This is a genomic window from Arthrobacter sp. JDC6, from assembly GCF_056484025.1.
This window is the reverse complement of the sequence record NZ_CM151278.1, coordinates 2527198-2545365: the sequence shown is the minus strand read 5'-3', so window position 1 is coordinate 2545365 and position 18168 is coordinate 2527198. Positions and strand designations below refer to the sequence as shown.

Genomic DNA, 18168 nt, shown 5'->3' with positions numbered 1-18168 from the left:
AACATCAACGCAAGAACAGCCAAGAAAGCCACCATGGAACTCCTCACCGACGCAGCAAAAACCGACCACAGCACCGACGCACGACTGAAGTCCCTGATGGCTGAACTGACACTTGCGGAAAAGATCCAACTGCTGACGGGACGTGATTTCTGGACTACCTGGCCACTCGAAAAGATCGGGCTGCGGCGCATGCTCTTCTCAGACGGTCCGACGGGCGTCCGCGGTGAAGTCTGGGACGAGCGTGAGCCGTCCATGAACTTTCCATCAGCTGCCGCCATCAGCTCCTCGTGGGATCGGGCCATCGCCGACCGGCTTGGGGCGGCGTCGGCTGTTGAAGCCCGGCGCAAGGGAGTGGACGTGGTCCTGGGGCCGACGATCAACCTGCACCGTTCCCCGCTGGGGGGAAGGCACTTCGAAGCATTCAGTGAAGACCCGGTGCTGACAGCCGAGCTGGCGGCCGCCTACGTGTCAGGTGTGCAGCGCAATGGTGTGGGCGCCACCCCCAAGCACTACGTGGCCAACGATTCTGAAACTGACAGGTTCACCGTCGATGTCAAGGTGGGGGACCGGCCACTGCGGGAGCTTTATCTTCTCGCATTCGAAAAGGCCATCGTTGAATCGAAAGCGTGGCTGGTGATGAGTGCGTACAACTCCATTAACGGCATCACCGCGACCGAAAACGACCTTCTGGAAACCCCCTTGAACAGCGAATGGGGTTTCGACGGCGTGGTCATCAGCGACTGGACTGCAGTCCGCAGCATCGACAGTGCCGCCGCTTCCCAGGACCTCGTTATGCCGGGGCCGGATGGCCCCTGGGGTGAAGCCCTCGTCGCGGCGGTGAAAGCCGGCCGGATTCCGGAATCCGCGATCGAGCGGAAGGTGTTGCGGATTCTGCAGCTCGCCGCCCGGGTGGGTGCCCTGGAAGGCTTCGAGGCCGTCCGGCCCGAACCCGCGGACCGGGAGGACCTTGTCGCGTTCGCCCGGGAAGCCTCTATTGCGGGTACCGTGATGGTGAAAAACGACGGCCTGCTTCCACTGGATCCAACCGCGGTCCGAAAGGTTTCGGTCATCGGACACAACGCACGCTACGCCCGCACACAGGGCGGCGGCTCCGCCACGGTGGTTCCCGAAAGAATAGTCACGCCCCTGGACGGGATCCGCGCTGCTTTCGGTCCAGACAATGTCAGTTACACAGTGGGAGCGGTAGTGCAGGAAGGGATCGCGGAATTCCCCCTGGAACAAATCACCAATCCGGTCACCGGAGCCCCCGGCATCAGAGTTCGCTTTTTGGACGCCAACGGTCACGAGCTCTTCACCGAGGACCGACGCTCTACAGCGCTGGTCTGGTTCGGAGGAGACGCACCCATCTCGACAGCATCGACGGTTCAGTTCCACACCATCTACACACCGCACGAGACCGGCACCATTCGGCTCGGCTTCTCCAGCGTGGGGCATGGCCGTATTTTCGTGAATGGCGTACTTGTCCATGACGCCACGGTTGAAGCTGTTGGAACGGACCTGGGGGCCGCATTGCTCGCGCCGCCAGCAGCCTCGGTTCCGGTGGACGTGGTCGAGGGCACCCCACTCAACGTACGGGTAGAACTCACCAGCAAGACGGCAGGGGCACTATCGAACACGCTCGGAATCACGATTGGTACCGAAGCCGACAATGCGGACCCCGACGGCCTCATTACCGCAGCGGTGGAAGCTGCGCGCGCTGCCGACGTTGCGGTCGTCGTAGTGGGCACCAATTCCCGCGTTGAGTCCGAGGGATACGACCGTTCCTCCCTCGAACTCCCCGGCACGCAGGACCGTTTGGTCCACGCCGTGGCGGCTGCCAACCCCCGCACTGTCGTCATCGTGAACTCCGGTTCGCCTGTCCTGATGCCTTGGCGCGACGAAGTAGCGGCGATCTTGATCGGCTACTTCGGCGGTCAAGAGTTCGGCCATGCACTTGCCGACATCCTGACGGGGGAAGCCGAACCCGGCGGCCGACTGCCCACCACATGGCCCGCACGCCAGGAGGACGTGCCCGTCATCAATGTCACGCCCGAGGCCGACGGGACCCTCACCTACGACGAAGGAATCCACATCGGCTACCGTGCCTGGCTCAAGGCCGAAAGGACGCCGGCATACGAATTCGGGTACGGACTTGGCTACACGCACTGGAACCTGGATTCCGTGGATGCCCCGGCCACAGCCACGGCGGATACAGCTCTTCCAGTCACCATCACACTTACGAATAGCGGCGCCCGCGCCGGCAAGAACGTCGTGCAGGTATACGCGGAAAGGCCAGACTCCGCCGTCGACCGCCCTATCCGATGGCTTGTCGCCGCCGTTCCTGTATGGGCAGAAGCCGGCGAAACCGTTACAGCCAGTGTGGACGTCCCCACCCGGCTCCTTGCTTACTGGGACAACGGCTGGACCTACGAGCCGGGCATGTACACCCTCCGCATCGGCAGCTCCGTCAACGAACTCCCGCTGCAGGCAACGCTGGAACTTGTCCAGGACTAGGGCCGCTCAAGAAAAGGAACGACAAAGACATGGCAGATACAGGCACGCAAATCCCGAGTACATCAATGGCCGGCCAGCTGATCCGCAGCCTGGAGCTGAACGGGCCCTTCCCGGACCCCAGAACTGACACAGACCACCAGTCACTTGTGTCCATCTATCCGGAGTTGGCCGCTGTATCTACAGTCGACATTGATGTCCCTACCCCCGAGGGCCGGGTCCCCGGACGCCTGTACCGTTCTCCCGGCGAAGCCCTGGCTGGCCTCGTCTGGGTCCACGGTGGAGCCTTCATTGCCGGCGACCTGGACATGCCCGAGGCGCACTGGGTCAGCCTCTACCTTGCCTCGCACGGAATTTCAGTGCTGTCACTTGACTATCGCAAGGCCCTTCACGGCGTGAAGTATCCGGCCCCGTCAAACGACATACTCGCCGGTTGGCGCTGGGCAAGTGAGAATCTTGAATCTCTGGGGTTGCGGACTGTGGGAGACCTTCACCTTGGCGGGGCAAGCGCCGGCGCCGCGCTGACTGCCGCGCTGACGGGACGGCTAAGGGACGAATCCGGGCAGATGCCTGCTTCCTTGCTGCTCGCATACCCCCTCGTCCACGCCGAGCTTCCCCCGCTCAACGAGGACCTTCGCGGGAAGATGGCCGGCGTTCCCGCTGACCTTGCCTTCGGGCCGGACTTCATCCGGGACATCAACCTGAATTTCGCTGGCAGTGAGGACACGTTCAAGGACCCGCATGCGTTCGCCGGGGAGGGCGACGTCAAGGGTTTTCCCCCCGTCTACATCATCAATTCCGAATCTGACACGCTGCGCGCCTCAGGGGAACTCTTCGCAGCTCAACTGGAAGCGGCAGGAGTACCAGTCCGCATGGAGATGGAACCGGACAGCATGCACGGACACCTGGACCATCCACACACAGGACCAGCCCAGCACTCCGTTGAGCAAATGCTCGCCTGGCTCCGCGGTGCCGCCGGGACGGCAGCACCGGACAGCCAGTCGCCGGCCCCCCACTAGTTTCCAAGGAAAGGTCCGAACCATATGTCAGCCGTCACGGCTCCTGCCAAAAGCCAGTCCACAGGCACCGTCGCTCCCGGGTTCGAGGACGTACGGGCCCAGTTTGATGCCTATCTCGCCGAGGACCCCAACTACAGCGCCCAGCTGGCCGTGTACTGGAAAGACCACCTCGTGGTTGATCTGGTCGGAGGAGACGGCCTGGAACGCGACACGTTGACGGGAACGTTCTCGGCGACAAAAGGCGTCGCCGCAATAGCCCTGGCGACCCTGGTCAGCTCAGGGCAGCTGGACCTTGATCAAACGGTGGTTCACTATTGGCCGGAATTTGGCGCTAACGGAAAAGAACGGGTCCTTGTCCGCGAGCTCTTGTCGCACCAGGCTGGACTCATCAACGTGGACGCGGGACTGGAAACCGCGGACATACTGGACTCCCGCCGCGCGGCCCGCAAACTCGCGGCGCAACGGCCGTACTGGCGCCCGGGATCAAGCTTCGGTTATCACGGTCTGACCATCGGATCCTTCATCGAGGAACTGGTGCGGCGGATTACGGGCCTGACCCTGCAGGAACTCTACGAGAACACCGTCCGCGCACCCCGTGACATTGACTTTTGGCTCGGCCTGCCGGAATCAGAAGAGGATCGGTTCGAAGCAGTACGTCCCGCGCAACCTACGGCCGAACAGCTTGAAATCATGTCCGCAAGCCAGATATCGCCGGATGGTCTTGGCGCCCTGATGTTCAACGGTGTCAACAGCCTTGTACCGCCAAACCTGGGTCCCTACTCACCCAATCGCCGCGAAGTGCGGGCGGCTGGCCCTGCCGCAGTTGGCGGTATCGGATCGGCAAGGGGGCTGGCGCAGGTTTACGCAGCAGCCATTGGCCTGACGGGGGATGCCCTCGTAGACTCCGATACTGTTGCGGCAATGGGGCAGCAGCAGGTGTGGGGAGTGGACAGGGTCCTGAATTTCCCGGCGTCGTTCGGTGTTGTTTTCATGAAGCCCCACCCAGGCTCTGATTTTGGCAGCTACCAGGCGTTTGGCCATGATGGTGCCGGTGGGGCGCTCGGGTACGCTGACCCGCTGTACGGCATCAGCTTTGGCTATATCCCGCTCCAGATGCAACTGCCGGGCGGCGCGGATGCGAGGGCGATCCACCTCTCGCAAACCGTGATGGCTGCTGTCCGCCAGAGCTAGGCGCAAGGGAGCCATGGCCGTCTCTGGCCATGGCTCCGCGGAATGTCAGGCGTTCCCGCTGCCTGCGGGGAGCGTGGCGTAGGCGTGGCTTGTCTGCAGGATTCCGGTGACGACATCAAGCTCAGCGTCGTTCCGTGGTCCATAGATCATGACCATTCCCCGGGCAAGCCGGATCCCGGCCAGGGGATGAGCCACGCCCCAACCTTTGGCTATGGCATCGCGGGCAAGAGCCGGAGGCAGGGCCGTATGCAGTGATCCATCGTACTCGGGGTGGAGGTGCGCAAACTCTCCGGCCTGTGGAACGAGGAATGCGTCAAGCGGCGCCCGTGCGTCGCGTTCGACCATGAACCCGGATGCACCGGGCACGGAGATGGCTGACTGGCGTGCAGTTACCCCGGGCAAGGCGAGGACACGGTCCAGGAGCCGCTCCCGGACGTGGCGCGGGCTATTGTCGGAGCGCTGCTCCTGCGGTATCGACCAGGAAACATCGGGGCGAGCGCCGGAACGAACCGGGAGCGCGCCGTCGGGAAATGCGCTCCAGGTGCCATTGTCGGACGGCAGAGTGCCGCGGGAGGCGAGGAAGTGCAAACGCTCCGCGATCCAGCCGCCAAGCTCCGCAACGGTGGCATTGGTGAGGCCGTGGCCGCCGGGATCGCGGCGGGCGTAGCTGGGTGCGCCGGAACCACCGAGCAGGTAGGTCCACGTTCGGTCGAGGAGCTCGCGGGGGATGACAGTCCGCTTCGCCTTGGGCAACGAAGACCGGCACCCCGGCCAGGCGGGCAGGTGAAGTGGGGACGCCGGCGTCGAACGGTAATGTTCCGTAGAGGATGGCAGCGCCTGCGAAACGCTGTGGATCGGACAGGAGCAGTCCTCCGGCAAATGCTGCGCCGCCGCTGAAGCCGACGACTATTACCTGGCGACCCGGAGGTGCGACATTATCGAGCCACTTGCGGAACCAAGCCATCGTCTGATTGAGGGACTCCGCCACCGGACGGCCGATTCCACGGTTGGCAAACCAGGCGTAGCCGCCTCCGGCCGGAATCGGTGCGCGGACAGCGGCGTACGACGGGCCCGCTGGCAGGTGTCCGGCCAAACCGATGATGCCGGTCTCGTCCGCGCCGCGTCCATGCAGCAGCACCACCAGGGGACGGTCGGTGGTGTCAGGGGTGTGCCAGACAACCGTGGGTTCGTCGAAGGCGTTATTCATTGGTTGTCCTCATCAGGATTAGTTTCGGTGATTCGGCCAGCGGTGGGTACACCGGACCATCTGCGCAGTTCGTCGTCGAGCTCCAGCGGCTCAACGGGCGCGGTGTTCGCGTACTCGCCCCAATGCTGGCGGGGAAGCATCCACATAAGTTCGAACTCGTTGCCGTCCGGATCCGCCCCGTAGACGCTTTTCGTAGCCCCGTGGCTGGATTGACCTGTGTACGCGCCGGCTTCTTCCAAGGTCCTTCGGGCTTCCGCCAGCTCTTCGATGGTGTCCAGCTGCCAGGCAAGGTGGTAGAGCCCGACGGCGCCACGCACCTTGGGCGGCGCGGTATCGCCTACCCCGAAGAGGCCGAGGTCGTGGTGGTTACCGGAGCGCGGAAGCCTCAGGAAGGACGCGTTGGCGCGCGGTTCGCGGGCGACGACTTCCATTCCGAAGAGCTGGGTATAAAAGCGTTCGGCCCTGGCAAGGTCGGTGACGAAGAGTACGGCATGGTTCAGCCGGACGGGTGAGACTGGCATCGGAAGGTGGTTCTTTCTCGGTACGGAAGCCGCGCCCGTGGTCCGGGAGCCGGCCTATTAGCCGGCCGGTTCCCGGAAAGTACGGTGGTGCGGAGTCGGGTTGACTGCCTGTTAGGCCTTGACGGCGAAGCCGCCGGTCCAAGCGATCTTTTCACCGGCGGCAAGGGCGATCTGCAGGAAGCCCGTTGCCTCCAGCTCCCGTGCCCGGCGCAGCGATCCGGCGTCGATGGCGCGCAGCCCGGCGGCGGAGATGAGCCCTGCGAGCCGGGTCTTCGCGTCCGCATCGTCCCCGGCGATCAGCACTGTAGTGGGCTGCCCGGCGATTTCGCCCGAGGCCAAGGTGGCCGCGAAGGTGGTGTTGAACGCCTTCACTACGCTGGAGTTGGGAAGCGCGGCCTGGATCTGGGCGGTGGCTGAGGAATCGGCCGGCACGGTCAGGGAGTCGAAGGTTTCGAAGTTCAGCGGATTCGTGATGTCGACGATGATCTTGCCGGCGAGCTGCTCGGCACGCTGGGCCAGGATCTCCTGCACGGCCGGGTAGGGAACAGCCAGAACGACAATCTCTCCGGTAATGGTCTTGTCGGTGTCCCCGCTGCCGAGGACCTGGACGGTATTGCCGCCCTTCTCTGCGATGCCGGCGATAGCCGAGCCCATGTTGCCTTGTCCGAGGATGCTTACTGCAGTCATAACGGTCTCCTTTGTGTGCAGGCCCCTATTGGTTGAGGCTTCAACTAAATAGTAGCGCCCGAAGTTAGTTGTTGCAACAACCAATTTGGGGAAGAATGAAGGCATGGAGACACAATGGCTTACAAGGGATGAATTGGCCGCCTGGGTGCGGCTGTATACGGTGGTCGAACTGCTGCCGAATGCGCTTGACTCCCAGCTCCGCCGCGACGCGGATCTGACGAACTTCGAGTACTACGTGCTCGCCATGCTTTCGGAAGCTCCGCGGCAGACGCTGAGGATGACAGATCTGGCAGCGCAGACGAGCGCCACGCTGGCGCGCCTGTCCCACGTAGTAAAGCGTCTTGAAGCACGCGGCCTGGTGGGGCGCTTTCCGTGCCCCGAGGATCGGCGTGCAACCAACGCCCGCCTCACCGACGGGGGGCAGCGCAAAATTGCCGAGACCGCGCCCGGGCATGTGGAAAACGTCCGGCGGAACGTCATCGACGCACTCACGCCGGAGCAGCTCGGTCAGTTGCGGGGGATTGCCGATGCCCTATTGGGGAAGCTCGACCCTGACGCGGCGATGGCCCCTCTGTACCGCCGGCATGACGGACCTGAGTGAGTTTGGCTATAGGAGGGGCGGCGCCCAAGTGGGCCCCGTGAAAATAGTTGACGCGACAAGTAATGTGCCATAGGCTATTACTTGAAACATCAACTTATTCCTTTTGAAGACCGCTACTGCAGGCTTTAGAAGGCGAGAAAAGAGGACCGCACCATGACTTCTCCGATTCAGCCCGCTGCCACCCAGTCCAACATCGCCCGCACAGTCCTGCGCCTCGTTGTGGGCGTTATCTTCTTCGCCCATGGCTGGCAGAAGATCTTCGACTACACCATCCCCGGCACCCAGGCAGCGTTCGCACAGATGGGGGTACCGGCCGCGCAGCTGGTTGCTCCGGCGATCGGCTTCCTGGAACTCCTTGGGGGCGCCGCCATCATTGTCGGCGTGCTGGTTCGTCCCGTGGCCATCCTCCTTGCACTGGACATGCTTGGCGCCCTCTTCCTGGTGCACGCCCCGGCCGGAATCTTCGCTGACAAAGGTGGTTACGAACTCGTACTCGTCCTGGCGGCCGGCGCCGCAGCCCTCGCCATCGTCGGGGCAGGCCGTTTCTCCGTCGACGCTTTGCTCTTTGGCCGTAACGGTAACCGTACCCTGGTAGCCCTGGCCTAAGCGGCAGCAAAACTCATAAACGACGAATGGCGCCGGCACCCGCATAAGCGGACGCCGGCGCCATTTCGCTTAAAGGCTAGATGGCCTGTACTGCATTGATGGCCTGCATCACGCGGTTGGTGACCTCGTCGATGCCGCCGACGCCGTCGACCCGGGTGAGTATGCCGCGCTCGGCGTACTTCGCCACCACGGGTTCGGTCTGCTCGTGGTACAGGTCCAGGCGGTGGCGGATGACGGCTTCGTTGTCGTCGCTCCGGCCCGTTTCCTTGGCACGGCCCAGGAGCCGGTGAACCAATTCCTCGTCGTCGGCCGTCAGCTGCAGCACCACGTCGAGCTTCTCGTCGCCGTCGGCGAGGATCTCGTCAAGGTAGTCCACCTGCGCGGTGGTGCGCGGGTAGCCGTCCAGCAGGAAGCCGTTTTCGACGTCGGATTCGCCCAGCCGGCCGCGGACCATCTTGTTGGTCACGCTGTCCGGGACGAAGTCACCGTTGTCCATGTACTTCTTCGCCTCAATGCCGAGCGGGGTCTCGCCCTTCACGTTGGCACGAAAGATGTCGCCGGTGGAGATGGCCACAACGCCAAGGCGTTCTGAAATCCGCTCCGCCTGCGTTCCTTTTCCGGAACCGGGAGGTCCAATAATCAGCATTCTCGTCATCGCAAAAGCCCCTCGTCCTAGATCCATTTCGGTGCTGCGGGGGTGCCTTCGGTGGTGCCCGGGCCGGTGGCGGTGACGCCGCTGTTGCCGCGGCCGGCGGCCCATTCGACGACGGCGGGCAGCGGCCCGGTGATGATCGTTGGGTCAGCGGTGCCCGCATCGCCAAACGCCAGGTCCGTACCGTCCACCGTGACGAGGAGTCCGGTGTCGGTGCCGCGCGTGTGCCAGGCGCCGGTGATGTCCTTGATCAGGCGTTCCAGGACCGGTGCGGGGATGTCGCTGAAGCTGGCTCCGTTGTCCAGGTCCACGGCGTGCATCCAGACTTCGCGGGTGCGCATCCAGACGGTTTCTTCGGCGGGGACGGTTCGGCCCTGGGCGGTCTTGACCTTGTGGTGCCAGGCGTCGGAGGGCAAGTCGCGCCATTCGACGTTCAGGTGCACTGCGGAGTGGTCGAAGAGGTGCCGCAGCGCGATCGGGGACAGCGTCGCGCCGAAGTCGATCTCGTGGTTGCGGACCTCAACGGACGGGTACATCGGTGTTTCCACCCCGGTGGCTGCCCACTCGACCAGCCGGGCGATGGCCCGCGCGTTGTAGCCCACGTGCGCTACGACGTGCCGGCGCGTCCACCCCGGAAGGCGGGTGCCGCCGTCGAGCTCTGCATCGGAGAGCTCGTTAAGCTTGCGGGCGAAGAACGCGGTGCCACGCCGCGCCTGCAGGAGGTCTTCCTGCAGGCGCGGGTCTGTGGTTTGGTCGTGGCGGGCGACCATCAGGCTTCCTTGACCACGCGGTTGGTCAGCTGGCCCAGGCCTTCGATGGTGGTGACCAGGACCTGGCCCTCCTGCAGGTAGCGCTTGGGGTCCTGGGCGTGGCCTACGCCGCCGGGGGTGCCGGTGGCGATCACGTCGCCCGGGTTCAGGGTGATGATGGTGGAGATGTAGGAGACCAGGAACTCGGGGGTGAACACCAGGTCCGAGGTGGGGGTGGACTGCTGGACTTCGCCGTCCACGGCGGAGGTCATCAGCGGGCCGGCGGTGAACTCGTCCTTGGTGACCAGGGCCGGCCCGAACGGGGTGGACTTTTCCCAGGTCTTGCCCTGCAGCCATTGGATGGTGCGGAACTGGTAGTCGCGCATGGAGACGTCGTTGAGCACGGAGTACCCGGCGATGTGCTCAGCGGCTTCGGATTCGGGGATGCGGCGGCCGGCCTTGCCGATGACGACGGCGAGTTCGGCTTCCCAGTCCACGGTGTCCGATTCCTGCGGCAGGGCCAGGTCGTCGTTGGGGCCGATCAGCGACTCGGCGTACTTGGCGAACAGGGTGGGGTGCGCGGGGACTTCACGGCCCATTTCCTTGATGTGGTTGCGGTAGTTGTGGCCCACGCAGATGATCTTGCCGGGGGAAGGCACGACGGCGGCGAGATCGGCGCCGGCCAGGGCGTGGGTTGCGCCCTTGGCTTCCTTGGCGGTGGTTTCCCAGTTGGGGTCCTTCAGCAGGGCCCCGACGTCGGAGAAGCCCGGGATCTCGGTGAGGGTGTCGCCGTCCTGGCGGACCGCCTTGGTGCCGTCAGCGGTGCGGAGGGTGAGGAGTTTCATTACTTGGTGCGTCCTTCGATGTAGGTGCGGTTGAAGTTCAGGCGCTCAAAGATGGGTGCGTCGCTGAACCGGAACAGGTCAAACTCGGATTCGGCCTGCAGGGACCAGGCTGCCCAGGACGGGACCACGAACAGGTCGCCCTTGGCCAGGACCCTGGTTTCGCCGTTGAGCGTCACGGTGCCGGTGCCTTCGAAGACCTGCCAGACGCTGGAGCCCACCTCGCGGACGCTCTCGGTCCAGGCGCCGGCCCGCAGCCGGTGGAACTCCGCGCGGATGGTGGGCATGACATCCCCGCCGGTGGTGGGGTTGGTGTACCGGATGGCTGCGTGGCCCTGGGACACGGTGGCGGGATGGCCCTCGTCCTCCAGGAGGAGTTGCTCGCGCAGGGCGGCGTCGGTGTACTTCCACCGGTACGCGGCGATGGGGGAGTTGGTGGTGTTCTCCAGTCCGGAGAGCGGGCGCAGGCCCGGGTGGGCCCACAACCGCTCGGAACGGGAGATGTCCGGGGTGGCTTCGTCGGTGACGCGCTCGGTGCCGAACTCGAAGAACCCCGCATCGGCGTAGTGCACGAACGGGATGTCCAGCCCGTCGATCCACGCCATCGGCTCATCGGTGTCGTTGTGGTGGCCGTGGAAGTTCCAGCCCGGGGTGAGCAGGAAGTCGCCGCGGGACATCCTGACGGGGTCACCGTTCACCACGGTCCAGACGCCTTCGCCTTCGACGACGAAGCGGAACGCGTTCTGGGAGTGCCGGTGCTCAGGAGCGGTTTCCCGGCCGCCCAGGTACTGGATCGCTGCCCACAGCGTGGGGGTGGCGTACGGGGTCCCGGCCAGGCCCGGGTTGGCCAGGGCGATGGCGCGGCGTTCCCCGCCGCGACCCACCGGCACCAGGTCCCCGGCCCGGGCGGCGAGCGGGTACAGGTCATCCCACCGCCATACGTGCGGTACCGCCTTGGGGGACGGGACCATCGGCATCAGGTCCCCGATCTCCGTCCACAACGGAATCAGGTTCTCTTTATCGAAGTCCCGGTACAGCTGCTCAAGCTGGGCAGCCTCCTCGGGAGTTGGCTCCGGCAATGCGTGGCTGGCAGCAACTGAATCATGGGTGATGTTTTCAGTCATGGCAATCCTCTACTTTGAGTTGGCGCTGGCGGTGGCAAGCCGTTCTGCTATATCCGCGCGGAGTTCCTTCTTATTGATCTTGCCGACCTTTGTGGCCGGCAGTTCGTCTACGACCACCAGGCGTTCGGGGATCTTAAACGCAGCGATGCCAGTTTCGCGGAGCATCTGCTGGATCTGTTCAAGCGTTACCTCCGTGCCCGGTTTCACCGTGATGTAGAGACAGAGCTTTTCTCCCAGCACCGGATCGGGCATCGCGACCGCCGCCGCCATGGTGATGTCCTCGATTCGATAAACGAGGCTTTCGATTTCCTCAGCCGAGATCTTTTCCCCGCCGCGGTTAATCATGTCCTTGTCGCGGCCCTGGACAATGAGGTTTCCGTCAGGCCGGCGCTCCACGATGTCCCCGCTCGCATACCAACCGTCCGGGGTGAAGGCACGGGCATTTGCTTCCGGAGCCTTGTAATAGCCCCTTGGCGTGTAAGGACCGCGGGTCAAGATGGACCCTGCCACACCGTCGGGAAGGTCATTCCCAGCTTCGTCCACGATTCGGATTTCGTCGGCTTCGGACACGGGGCGGCCCTGCGTAGTGCAGATAACGTCTTCCGGATCATCCAATCGTGTTGTGTTGATCAGCCCTTCAGCCATCCCGAAAACCTGCTGCAGCGTTGCGCCGAGGACTGGCTTGACCTTTCGGGCAATCTCATCCGGGAGCCTGGAACCGCCGACCTGAATCACTTCAAGGCTGGCCAGCTGGGCGCCGCCTGTTTCCTCCTGATACTCGATCCAGCGTTGGGCCACCGCCGGAACAGCCGTTGAAAGCGTAACCTTCTCCCGTTCGATCGCGGCGAAAGCCTTCCGCGGTTCCGGGCTGGGAAGCATAACAACGCGGCCGCCGGCGAAAAGGATCCCAAGTATGCCGGGGCAGGCAAGCGGGAAGTTATGGCTCGCTGGCAGGGTCCCCAGGTAGACGGTGTCTTCAGTGACGCCTGTCGGCACGGACGTCGCCTTGATGTTGTAGGCATAGTCGTTGTGGGTCCTGGTAATCAGTTTTGGCAGGCCGGTTGTGCCACCTGAAAGCAGGAATAACGCAGGAGAATCAGGCGAGGGTGCGTTTTTATCAAGTCTTGCGCGGGCAGCCTGTGGATCTTTGCCAGGTGCCAGGATTTCCTCAAGCCGGACATTCATGGGATTGGCAGCACCAGAAACGAGAATCGTCTCCAGCGATGGAATTGCAGCCACCAGATCCTCTGCCAACGCCTGGTGGTCAAAGTCCTTGATCTTGTCCGGGACGGCGATGGCCCGCGATTCGGAAAGCTCCGACAGGAAGGAGAGCTCGTACTGCCTGTGTGCCGGCAGTGCCATTACCGGGATGATGCCGGCACGGAAACACGCCAGGGTCAGCAACGCGAATTGCCAGCCGTTGGGCAACTGGACCATCACACGGTCATCCGGCCGAAGGCCGAGCTGCAGAAGCCGCTCCGCGCCGGCATCCATCCGGTTGGCCAGGTCGGCGTAGGTGAGCCGGACGTCGCCATCGACGATCGCGACCTTGTCAGGCAAGCGGTCGGCCGTTTCGAGAATGTAGCTTCCCAGGGCGCGGTCCTCCCAGTAGCCCTTGGCGCGGAATTCGGCCGCAAGGTCTGCCGGCCAGGGGGTCGTTCCCTCACTGGTATGGCTTGTCATTTCATGTCCTCCTCGACATTGATCACTACGGCATCCAGCGCCACGAGTCCTTCGTGTGTCAGGCGCAGGGGATTGATTTCGATCTCGGCGATTGCGTCGTTGGATACAAGTGCATCCCCCATCTTGACCAACACGCCAGCGAGTTCGGCTATATTCAGCATGGGTCCGGACCGGAAGCCGTAGAGGAGCTCACGAGCCAGCAATTCGTTGGGCATAGCTTCCGCTGCACGATCTGACAGGGGAGCGGAACGGATGGCAACGTCGGCGTAGACTTCGGCCGCAGTGCCACCCAGGCCAAGAACGACAATTGGACCGAAGACAGGATCCCGACGGACGCCTGCGACTAAATCAATCCCGGATGGGGCCATGGATTCAATCAGGAATTCGTGTGCACCGGCGGCCTCCAAGGCATCCAATGCCCGCTCCATGTCTTCACTGGATTTCACTCCCAGATGCACGCCGCCAATCTCGGTTTTGTGCAGGACTGCGGCGTCGAGCAGCTTGACCGCTACTGGACTGCCGAGCTCCAACAAGGCTTCATGCGCTGCGGCGCGGCTGGCGCAGGTCCGCCGTGCAGGCGTCCTGATGCCAAGCGCGCCGACCAGATCCTTTGCGCGATTCTCATCCCATGGACCGTGGATATCCGGCCAGGTGAAGCTTCTGGTTTCGGCTCCAGACCGGATGAACTGTCCCCGTGAATCGTTAACCAAGGCGATGAGGCCGTGGGCCAGCGACGTTGGTCCGGAGATCAAAGGCACATCATGCTGCTGGGCTGATTTCCGCGCGCGTTCCAGATCGCTTTCAGGTCCGTCCACGCCAATTACAAACGGCATTGAACCTGCAGCGCCGGACTCCACGACGGAAAGGGGGAGATCGGCTACCGGTTCGGTCAGCCCGTACAGGGCTACGACGTCGACTGCGGGGTCAGCAGCGACCGCAGCAACAATCTTCTCGTAGCCAGGCCCGGGCCGGCCCGTATCGACAGGGTTGGCCTGGAAGGTCAGGGGCGGTAAGAGCGTGCCGATGAGGTCCTGAGTCGGCTGGGCAAGCCGTGGCACGGACACGCCGGCGCCGTGAAGGGCATCTGCAATCAGCAGACCCGGACCCGCTTGCCCGGTGATGAGTCCAACTCCTGGATCGGCAGCCGGAGCAAGCCGCCTGCCAGCCAGGGCGGTGACGGCGGCGACCAGCTGGTTCTCGTCGTCGACAATTACTGCTCCGGCCTGTTTGAGGACTGAACGTGTAGTCCGCCACGATGTGGCCAAAGCGCCGGTATGCGACTGTGCGAATTCAGACACATCGTTCCGGCCCACAACAAGCGCAACGACGGGCTTCACTGCGGTTAGGCGGGAAACGGCGTCTACGAGGGCAGGCCCATCGGAGACGGTTTCCAAGTGAAGGGCAACCGCCTTCGTCTGCTCATCGCTGATGAGGTAGTCCAGTACGTCGGGTGCGGTGATGTCCGTTCCCGCCCCGATACCGACGGCGAGGCTGACGCCTGCACCGGAACGCTGCAGGTGGAACGCGAGGACGTGATTGACGCCGCCGCTGGCGGCCACAACTGCCACTGCGCCAGGTTCCAGGTCAGCAACACCTGGAACGAAGCTGGCCCGCAGGTTGCGCCCAGGCACGAAGAAGCCCGAGGTGTTCGGGCCGAGCAGCCGGATGCCGGTGTCACGAACGGCGTCCTCCACCTGAACCGAGTATTCGACACCCGGACCGCCTGCTTCAGCAAAACCGCCTGCGCACACCAAGGCAGCTTTGGCGCCATTCGCGGCGCTGTCGCGCAATGCCTGGGCCGTAACGCCGGCCGGGACGCAGAGCACCGCGAGATCGGGGCCGCCGGGAATCGCCGCAGCAGCCTCGGCGATGCTGGTGTGCATGCCGTTCTCGCCCCTGCTGTTCACCAGCTCAACGGGTGCGCTGTAGCTTGAGAGGGATTGCGCCATGACAGCGCCTAGCTTCTCGGGGCTGGACGATGCACCGACTACGATGATGCCCCGGGGAGCGAAGAGGGCAGACAGGTTATGCATCGGTGGCCCCCACGTTTGCCGTAGCAACGGCGTCAGCACGGCCTGAGAGCACCAAAGTTAGGTTGGATACCGGCCCCCGATCATCAACGATGATACTGGTCAGGCCGCGTCCGAGGCGTGCCTCCTCTGACAGGAGGATCCGGGTGAATGCGTTGCCGCCCTGGATTACAACAGCCGCAGCTTCTGCAGGCAACTTCGCGAAGGCGGCGTTGAGCCCGGATTCCGTTTCCGGCGCGGTGATCAGCAGGGCAGTGTTGATGTTGGCCTGATCCGGATCAGTAACCAGTGCGATGCTTCCGCCCGGTCCGGACAGCGCCATATCCGTGCCCTCGGTGGAGAGGGTCAACGAGCGGCCGGCAAACTGCGTCGTTCCCGCGCGAAGCGGAGTTTCAAGGGGCGCATGCCCGTGCCTGTCCAGCCAGTCCTGTTCCGCGGAGGCAACGAGCTCCGGATCCCGCATGCGGATCTTGTCGATGTCGATGCTGCGGGAGAAGAAATGGAAGGTGAACTGGGTGGGGTCGAAGGAGTTGTAGTACCTGGCGAAGTGTTCCCACCAGCTGAGGCCACCGCGGGCCTGGTTTTGGATCTTGGCAACTTGAGGCTGGCGTTCTGCCTCGTAATTGGTGAAGGCCTGCTCAAGGTCATCCTGGTGGGCGGCCACTTCGCGGACCAGGGTGATGGCGTCTTCCATTGCCATCTTCGTGCCGGAGCCCACGGAGAAGTGTGCCGTGTGGACGGCATCCCCCAGAAGGACGACGTTGTCTTTGTGCCAAGTCCGCGTCCGCCGGGTCCGGAAGTTGGCCCACCGGGAGTTGTTGGCTACCAGCGGCTCCCCGGCGATGTCTTCGGCGAACAGCTTTTCAAGGAATCGCTGCGTCTTCAGGTCCGAGGGCCCCGGAGGCTGGCTCGCATCGAATTCGTCCAAGCCTGCCTTCCGCCACGTGTCTTCGTCCGTTTCAACAATGAAAGTGCTGAGGTCCTCGCTGATTGGGTAACCGTGCACAGCGAAGTTGCCAAATTCGCTCTGCCGATGGACGAAGGTAAGTCCTTTGAACTTGTACGTGGTACCGAACCAGATGAACTTGGCGGTTGCTGTTTCGGTGGTGTGGCCCAGGCTCTCACCCAATTGTTCGCGAGTGGATGAATTGGCGCCATCTGCACCAACGATGAGGTCGAAGTCCGTCAGTTTCTGCAGGTCGGGAACGTACTGGCCAAAACGCATGTCAACACCAACTTCGGCGGCGCGTTCCTGCATCAGCTTCAGCAGCGTCTTGCGGTAGATGGCGGCCATGCCGTTGCCGCCGAAGGATTTCTGTTCACCTTTGAGCCAGACTTCGATGTCGTCCCAGTGGGTGCCGTAGTCGCGGAGTCCGTCCCGAACCACAGGGTCCGCATCGTTAATGCGGTTCAGCGTGGCATCGGAAAAAACCACACCGAAACCGAAGGCGTCGGTGGCCTGGTTGCGTTCAAAGAGTACGACCTCGGCGTCCGGGACGGTCTGCTTGAACAGGGTTGAGAAGAACAGTCCGCCGGGACCGCCGCCAATGCAGGCTACGCGAAGTGCCATCGATGCCACCTTCTAAGGATTGGGAATTCGGTGAGAGAGGTCTCGGCAACAAGTATGTAACTAATCGACGCGCACCGTCAAGTATTTGTTACATGTCAGCAGCTGCCATCTCCGTGACTTCCTGACCGGGGCCGACTGACTGCCCGAGTATGCGCGAAACGTATTCGGTGGCGGCGGGTCCCAATTGCTTGTGGGCAGCTCCGAAGAGCCGGTAAGCATCACTACTTGGCCAGTTTTCGGGTTGGAGCTCGGCGGGCAGGTATGGGTCCCGGAAGAGGAAGCGGCGAAAATCTCCGATGATGCGCATCCGGTCGATAAGGGCCGTGCGGCCGTCTTTTGCAGTATTGCCAGCCTCGTCGTTGAGGGACGCGTAGGTCCTCAGGAACTGCCCATAGTCCCTTCCGAGCTGGTCCAAGTCCCAGCAGCGCGCGGCAAGCTCGCGGTCTTTAGCGGGATCTCCGGTTCCGCACCAGAGGGCGTCGACTTTCGCGGAGGGGTTTTCGTCGGCAATTTCCCGGACCTCGGCCATCAGGTCGTGAGGGCTGAGCCATGTGGAAGGTGAAAGCTGACCGAAGCCATGCCAGGCGAGCTGCTTCCGCAGTTGCTCCCGGACTGAGCGGTCTGACTCAGGAACCTGGTAGATGGCCATCGTCCACCGACCATTCCAGCTGTCATCCCGGCGGCGGAAGATCCGCTCGCGCCCCTCATCGAGGATGTCGAGCATGTGGGGCGTGAGTGCATAGACGGTCTCCCTGCCTACGCGCCGGGTGGTGAACCAGCCTTCCTTCCGCAGGCGGGAAAGGTTGACCCGCACGGTCGCAGGCTCGATGTCGAAAACTGCCAGTAACGCCGTGATGTCAGCAAGCTTTACCTCACTCCCTGCATACCGTAGGTAATCCCCGAAAAGGTCCAGGATCAGTGCTCTGGGTTTCCACTGCACGGAACCCTCCATATCTAAGCGCCGCGCTGTTCGGGCGGCTCGAGCCAATGTGCAACAAGTATAGGAAGGGATGGTGGCGCATCAGCCGCACAGGATCCCGACCTTTCCTGTTGGTGGGCCTACCAGGATTTATGCAACTCCGTCTTGACGCCCAACGGTTTAATGTTACATTTATTTGTGGGTCAGGTCACAGCTGGCCCCCACATTCTCTGGAACCACCACAACGTCGTGTATT

16 protein-coding genes and 1 pseudogene are annotated in these 18168 nt (G+C 63.2%); 5 read left to right on the top strand and 12 right to left on the bottom strand.

Features of this window, described 5'->3' with window-relative positions; genetic code table 11:
- The first annotated feature begins 33 nt into the window (after positions 1–33).
- The 3 genes from ACV095_RS11835 to ACV095_RS11825 are packed head-to-tail and all read left to right on the top strand — an operon-like array spanning position 34 to position 4721.
- The gene (locus ACV095_RS11835; RefSeq protein WP_478221935.1) at positions 34–2514 is read left to right on the top strand and encodes a beta-glucosidase; all 2481 of its coding nucleotides are present in this window, start codon (positions 34–36) and stop codon (positions 2512–2514) included.
- A gap of 29 nt (positions 2515–2543) precedes the next feature.
- Positions 2544–3530, top strand: coding sequence for an alpha/beta hydrolase (locus ACV095_RS11830; RefSeq protein WP_478221934.1), 987 nt, complete (start codon positions 2544–2546; stop codon positions 3528–3530).
- A gap of 24 nt (positions 3531–3554) precedes the next feature.
- Positions 3555–4721 (top strand): serine hydrolase domain-containing protein, encoded by a 1167-nt coding sequence (locus ACV095_RS11825; RefSeq protein WP_478221933.1) that lies wholly within the window; start codon positions 3555–3557, stop codon positions 4719–4721.
- Positions 4722–4766: 45 nt separating this feature from the next.
- Here ACV095_RS11825 and ACV095_RS11820 read toward each other — a convergent pair whose 3' ends face one another.
- The 4 genes and pseudogenes from ACV095_RS11820 to ACV095_RS11805 all read right to left on the bottom strand — a co-directional run bounded on the left by ACV095_RS11820 (position 4767) and on the right by ACV095_RS11805 (position 7136).
- The gene (locus tag ACV095_RS11820; protein WP_478221932.1) at positions 4767–5474 is read right to left on the bottom strand and encodes a luciferase domain-containing protein; all 708 of its coding nucleotides are present in this window, start codon (positions 5472–5474) and stop codon (positions 4767–4769) included.
- Positions 5475–5514: 40 nt separating this feature from the next.
- Positions 5515–5928, bottom strand: a pseudogene (locus ACV095_RS11815) (alpha/beta hydrolase); the annotation flags it as partial.
- Positions 5925–6449 (bottom strand): VOC family protein, encoded by a 525-nt coding sequence (locus tag ACV095_RS11810; RefSeq protein WP_255175285.1) that lies wholly within the window; start codon positions 6447–6449, stop codon positions 5925–5927. The pseudogene ACV095_RS11815 and the gene ACV095_RS11810, both read right to left, overlap by 4 nt.
- Before the next feature lie 111 nt (positions 6450–6560).
- On the bottom strand, positions 6561–7136 hold the full coding sequence (locus ACV095_RS11805) for an NADPH-dependent F420 reductase (protein ID WP_331322391.1): 576 nt from the start codon (positions 7134–7136) through the stop codon (positions 6561–6563).
- 103 nt (positions 7137–7239) lie between these two features.
- Here ACV095_RS11805 and ACV095_RS11800 point away from each other — a divergent pair, with 103 nt between their 5' ends.
- Entirely contained in the window at positions 7240–7737 is a 498-nt protein-coding gene (locus tag ACV095_RS11800) for a MarR family winged helix-turn-helix transcriptional regulator (protein ID WP_478221931.1), read from the top strand.
- Positions 7738–7890: 153 nt separating this feature from the next.
- On the top strand, positions 7891–8343 hold the full coding sequence (locus ACV095_RS11795) for a DoxX family protein (protein ID WP_478221930.1): 453 nt from the start codon (positions 7891–7893) through the stop codon (positions 8341–8343).
- A 76-nt stretch (positions 8344–8419) separates the two neighbouring features.
- Here the strand turns inward: ACV095_RS11795 and ACV095_RS11790 are convergent, their stop codons facing one another.
- The 8 genes from ACV095_RS11790 to ACV095_RS11755 form a co-directional block, all read right to left on the bottom strand.
- Positions 8420–8989 carry an adenylate kinase gene (locus tag ACV095_RS11790; protein WP_478221929.1) on the bottom strand — a complete coding sequence of 190 codons (570 nt, stop codon included), beginning with the start codon at positions 8987–8989 and terminating at the stop codon, positions 8420–8422.
- Between the two features lie 26 nt (positions 8990–9015).
- Entirely contained in the window at positions 9016–9765 is a 750-nt protein-coding gene (locus ACV095_RS11785; protein WP_478221928.1) for a maleylpyruvate isomerase family mycothiol-dependent enzyme, read from the bottom strand.
- Complete coding sequence (locus tag ACV095_RS11780) at positions 9765–10589, bottom strand: fumarylacetoacetate hydrolase family protein (RefSeq protein ID WP_478221927.1); 825 nt, start codon at positions 10587–10589, stop codon at positions 9765–9767. Before ACV095_RS11780 ends, ACV095_RS11785 begins: the two co-directional genes overlap by 1 nt.
- Positions 10589–11710 carry a cupin domain-containing protein gene (locus ACV095_RS11775; RefSeq protein ID WP_478221926.1) on the bottom strand — a complete coding sequence of 374 codons (1122 nt, stop codon included), beginning with the start codon at positions 11708–11710 and terminating at the stop codon, positions 10589–10591. Before ACV095_RS11775 ends, ACV095_RS11780 begins: the two co-directional genes overlap by 1 nt.
- A gap of 9 nt (positions 11711–11719) precedes the next feature.
- Complete coding sequence (locus ACV095_RS11770) at positions 11720–13393, bottom strand: (2,3-dihydroxybenzoyl)adenylate synthase (protein WP_457949772.1); 1674 nt, start codon at positions 13391–13393, stop codon at positions 11720–11722.
- Positions 13390–15426, bottom strand: coding sequence for an acetate--CoA ligase family protein (locus tag ACV095_RS11765; RefSeq protein WP_478223450.1), 2037 nt, complete (start codon positions 15424–15426; stop codon positions 13390–13392). The genes ACV095_RS11770 and ACV095_RS11765 overlap by 4 nt, the downstream gene beginning before the upstream one ends.
- The gene (locus ACV095_RS11760) at positions 15419–16993 is read right to left on the bottom strand and encodes an FAD-dependent monooxygenase (protein WP_478221925.1); all 1575 of its coding nucleotides are present in this window, start codon (positions 16991–16993) and stop codon (positions 15419–15421) included. The genes ACV095_RS11765 and ACV095_RS11760 overlap by 8 nt, the downstream gene beginning before the upstream one ends.
- A gap of 88 nt (positions 16994–17081) precedes the next feature.
- Complete coding sequence (locus ACV095_RS11755; protein WP_457949775.1) at positions 17082–17933, bottom strand: PaaX family transcriptional regulator; 852 nt, start codon at positions 17931–17933, stop codon at positions 17082–17084.
- Positions 17934–18168: the final 235 nt, after the last annotated feature.

What these genes read in the sequence shown, in the direction of transcription:
- ACV095_RS11830 (WP_478221934.1), top strand. Translation starts at nt 2,544, where the DNA reads ATGGCAGATACAGGCACGCAAATCCCGAGTACATCAATGGCCGGCCAG.
- ACV095_RS11770 (WP_457949772.1), bottom strand. Translation starts at nt 13,393, where the DNA reads ATGACAAGCCATACCAGTGAGGGAACGACCCCCTGGCCGGCAGACCTT.
- ACV095_RS11795 (WP_478221930.1), top strand. Translation starts at nt 7,891, where the DNA reads ATGACTTCTCCGATTCAGCCCGCTGCCACCCAGTCCAACATCGCCCGC.
- ACV095_RS11805 (WP_331322391.1), bottom strand. Translation starts at nt 7,136, where the DNA reads ATGACTGCAGTAAGCATCCTCGGACAAGGCAACATGGGCTCGGCTATC.
- ACV095_RS11810 (WP_255175285.1), bottom strand. Translation starts at nt 6,449, where the DNA reads ATGCCAGTCTCACCCGTCCGGCTGAACCATGCCGTACTCTTCGTCACC.
- ACV095_RS11760 (WP_478221925.1), bottom strand. Translation starts at nt 16,993, where the DNA reads ATGGCACTTCGCGTAGCCTGCATTGGCGGCGGTCCCGGCGGACTGTTC.
- ACV095_RS11825 (WP_478221933.1), top strand. Translation starts at nt 3,555, where the DNA reads ATGTCAGCCGTCACGGCTCCTGCCAAAAGCCAGTCCACAGGCACCGTC.
- ACV095_RS11775 (WP_478221926.1), bottom strand. Translation starts at nt 11,710, where the DNA reads ATGACTGAAAACATCACCCATGATTCAGTTGCTGCCAGCCACGCATTG.
- ACV095_RS11785 (WP_478221928.1), bottom strand. Translation starts at nt 9,765, where the DNA reads ATGGTCGCCCGCCACGACCAAACCACAGACCCGCGCCTGCAGGAAGAC.
- ACV095_RS11790 (WP_478221929.1), bottom strand. Translation starts at nt 8,989, where the DNA reads ATGCTGATTATTGGACCTCCCGGTTCCGGAAAAGGAACGCAGGCGGAG.
- ACV095_RS11765 (WP_478223450.1), bottom strand. Translation starts at nt 15,426, where the DNA reads ATGCATAACCTGTCTGCCCTCTTCGCTCCCCGGGGCATCATCGTAGTC.
- ACV095_RS11800 (WP_478221931.1), top strand. Translation starts at nt 7,240, where the DNA reads ATGGAGACACAATGGCTTACAAGGGATGAATTGGCCGCCTGGGTGCGG.
- ACV095_RS11835 (WP_478221935.1), top strand. Translation starts at nt 34, where the DNA reads ATGGAACTCCTCACCGACGCAGCAAAAACCGACCACAGCACCGACGCA.
- ACV095_RS11780 (WP_478221927.1), bottom strand. Translation starts at nt 10,589, where the DNA reads ATGAAACTCCTCACCCTCCGCACCGCTGACGGCACCAAGGCGGTCCGC.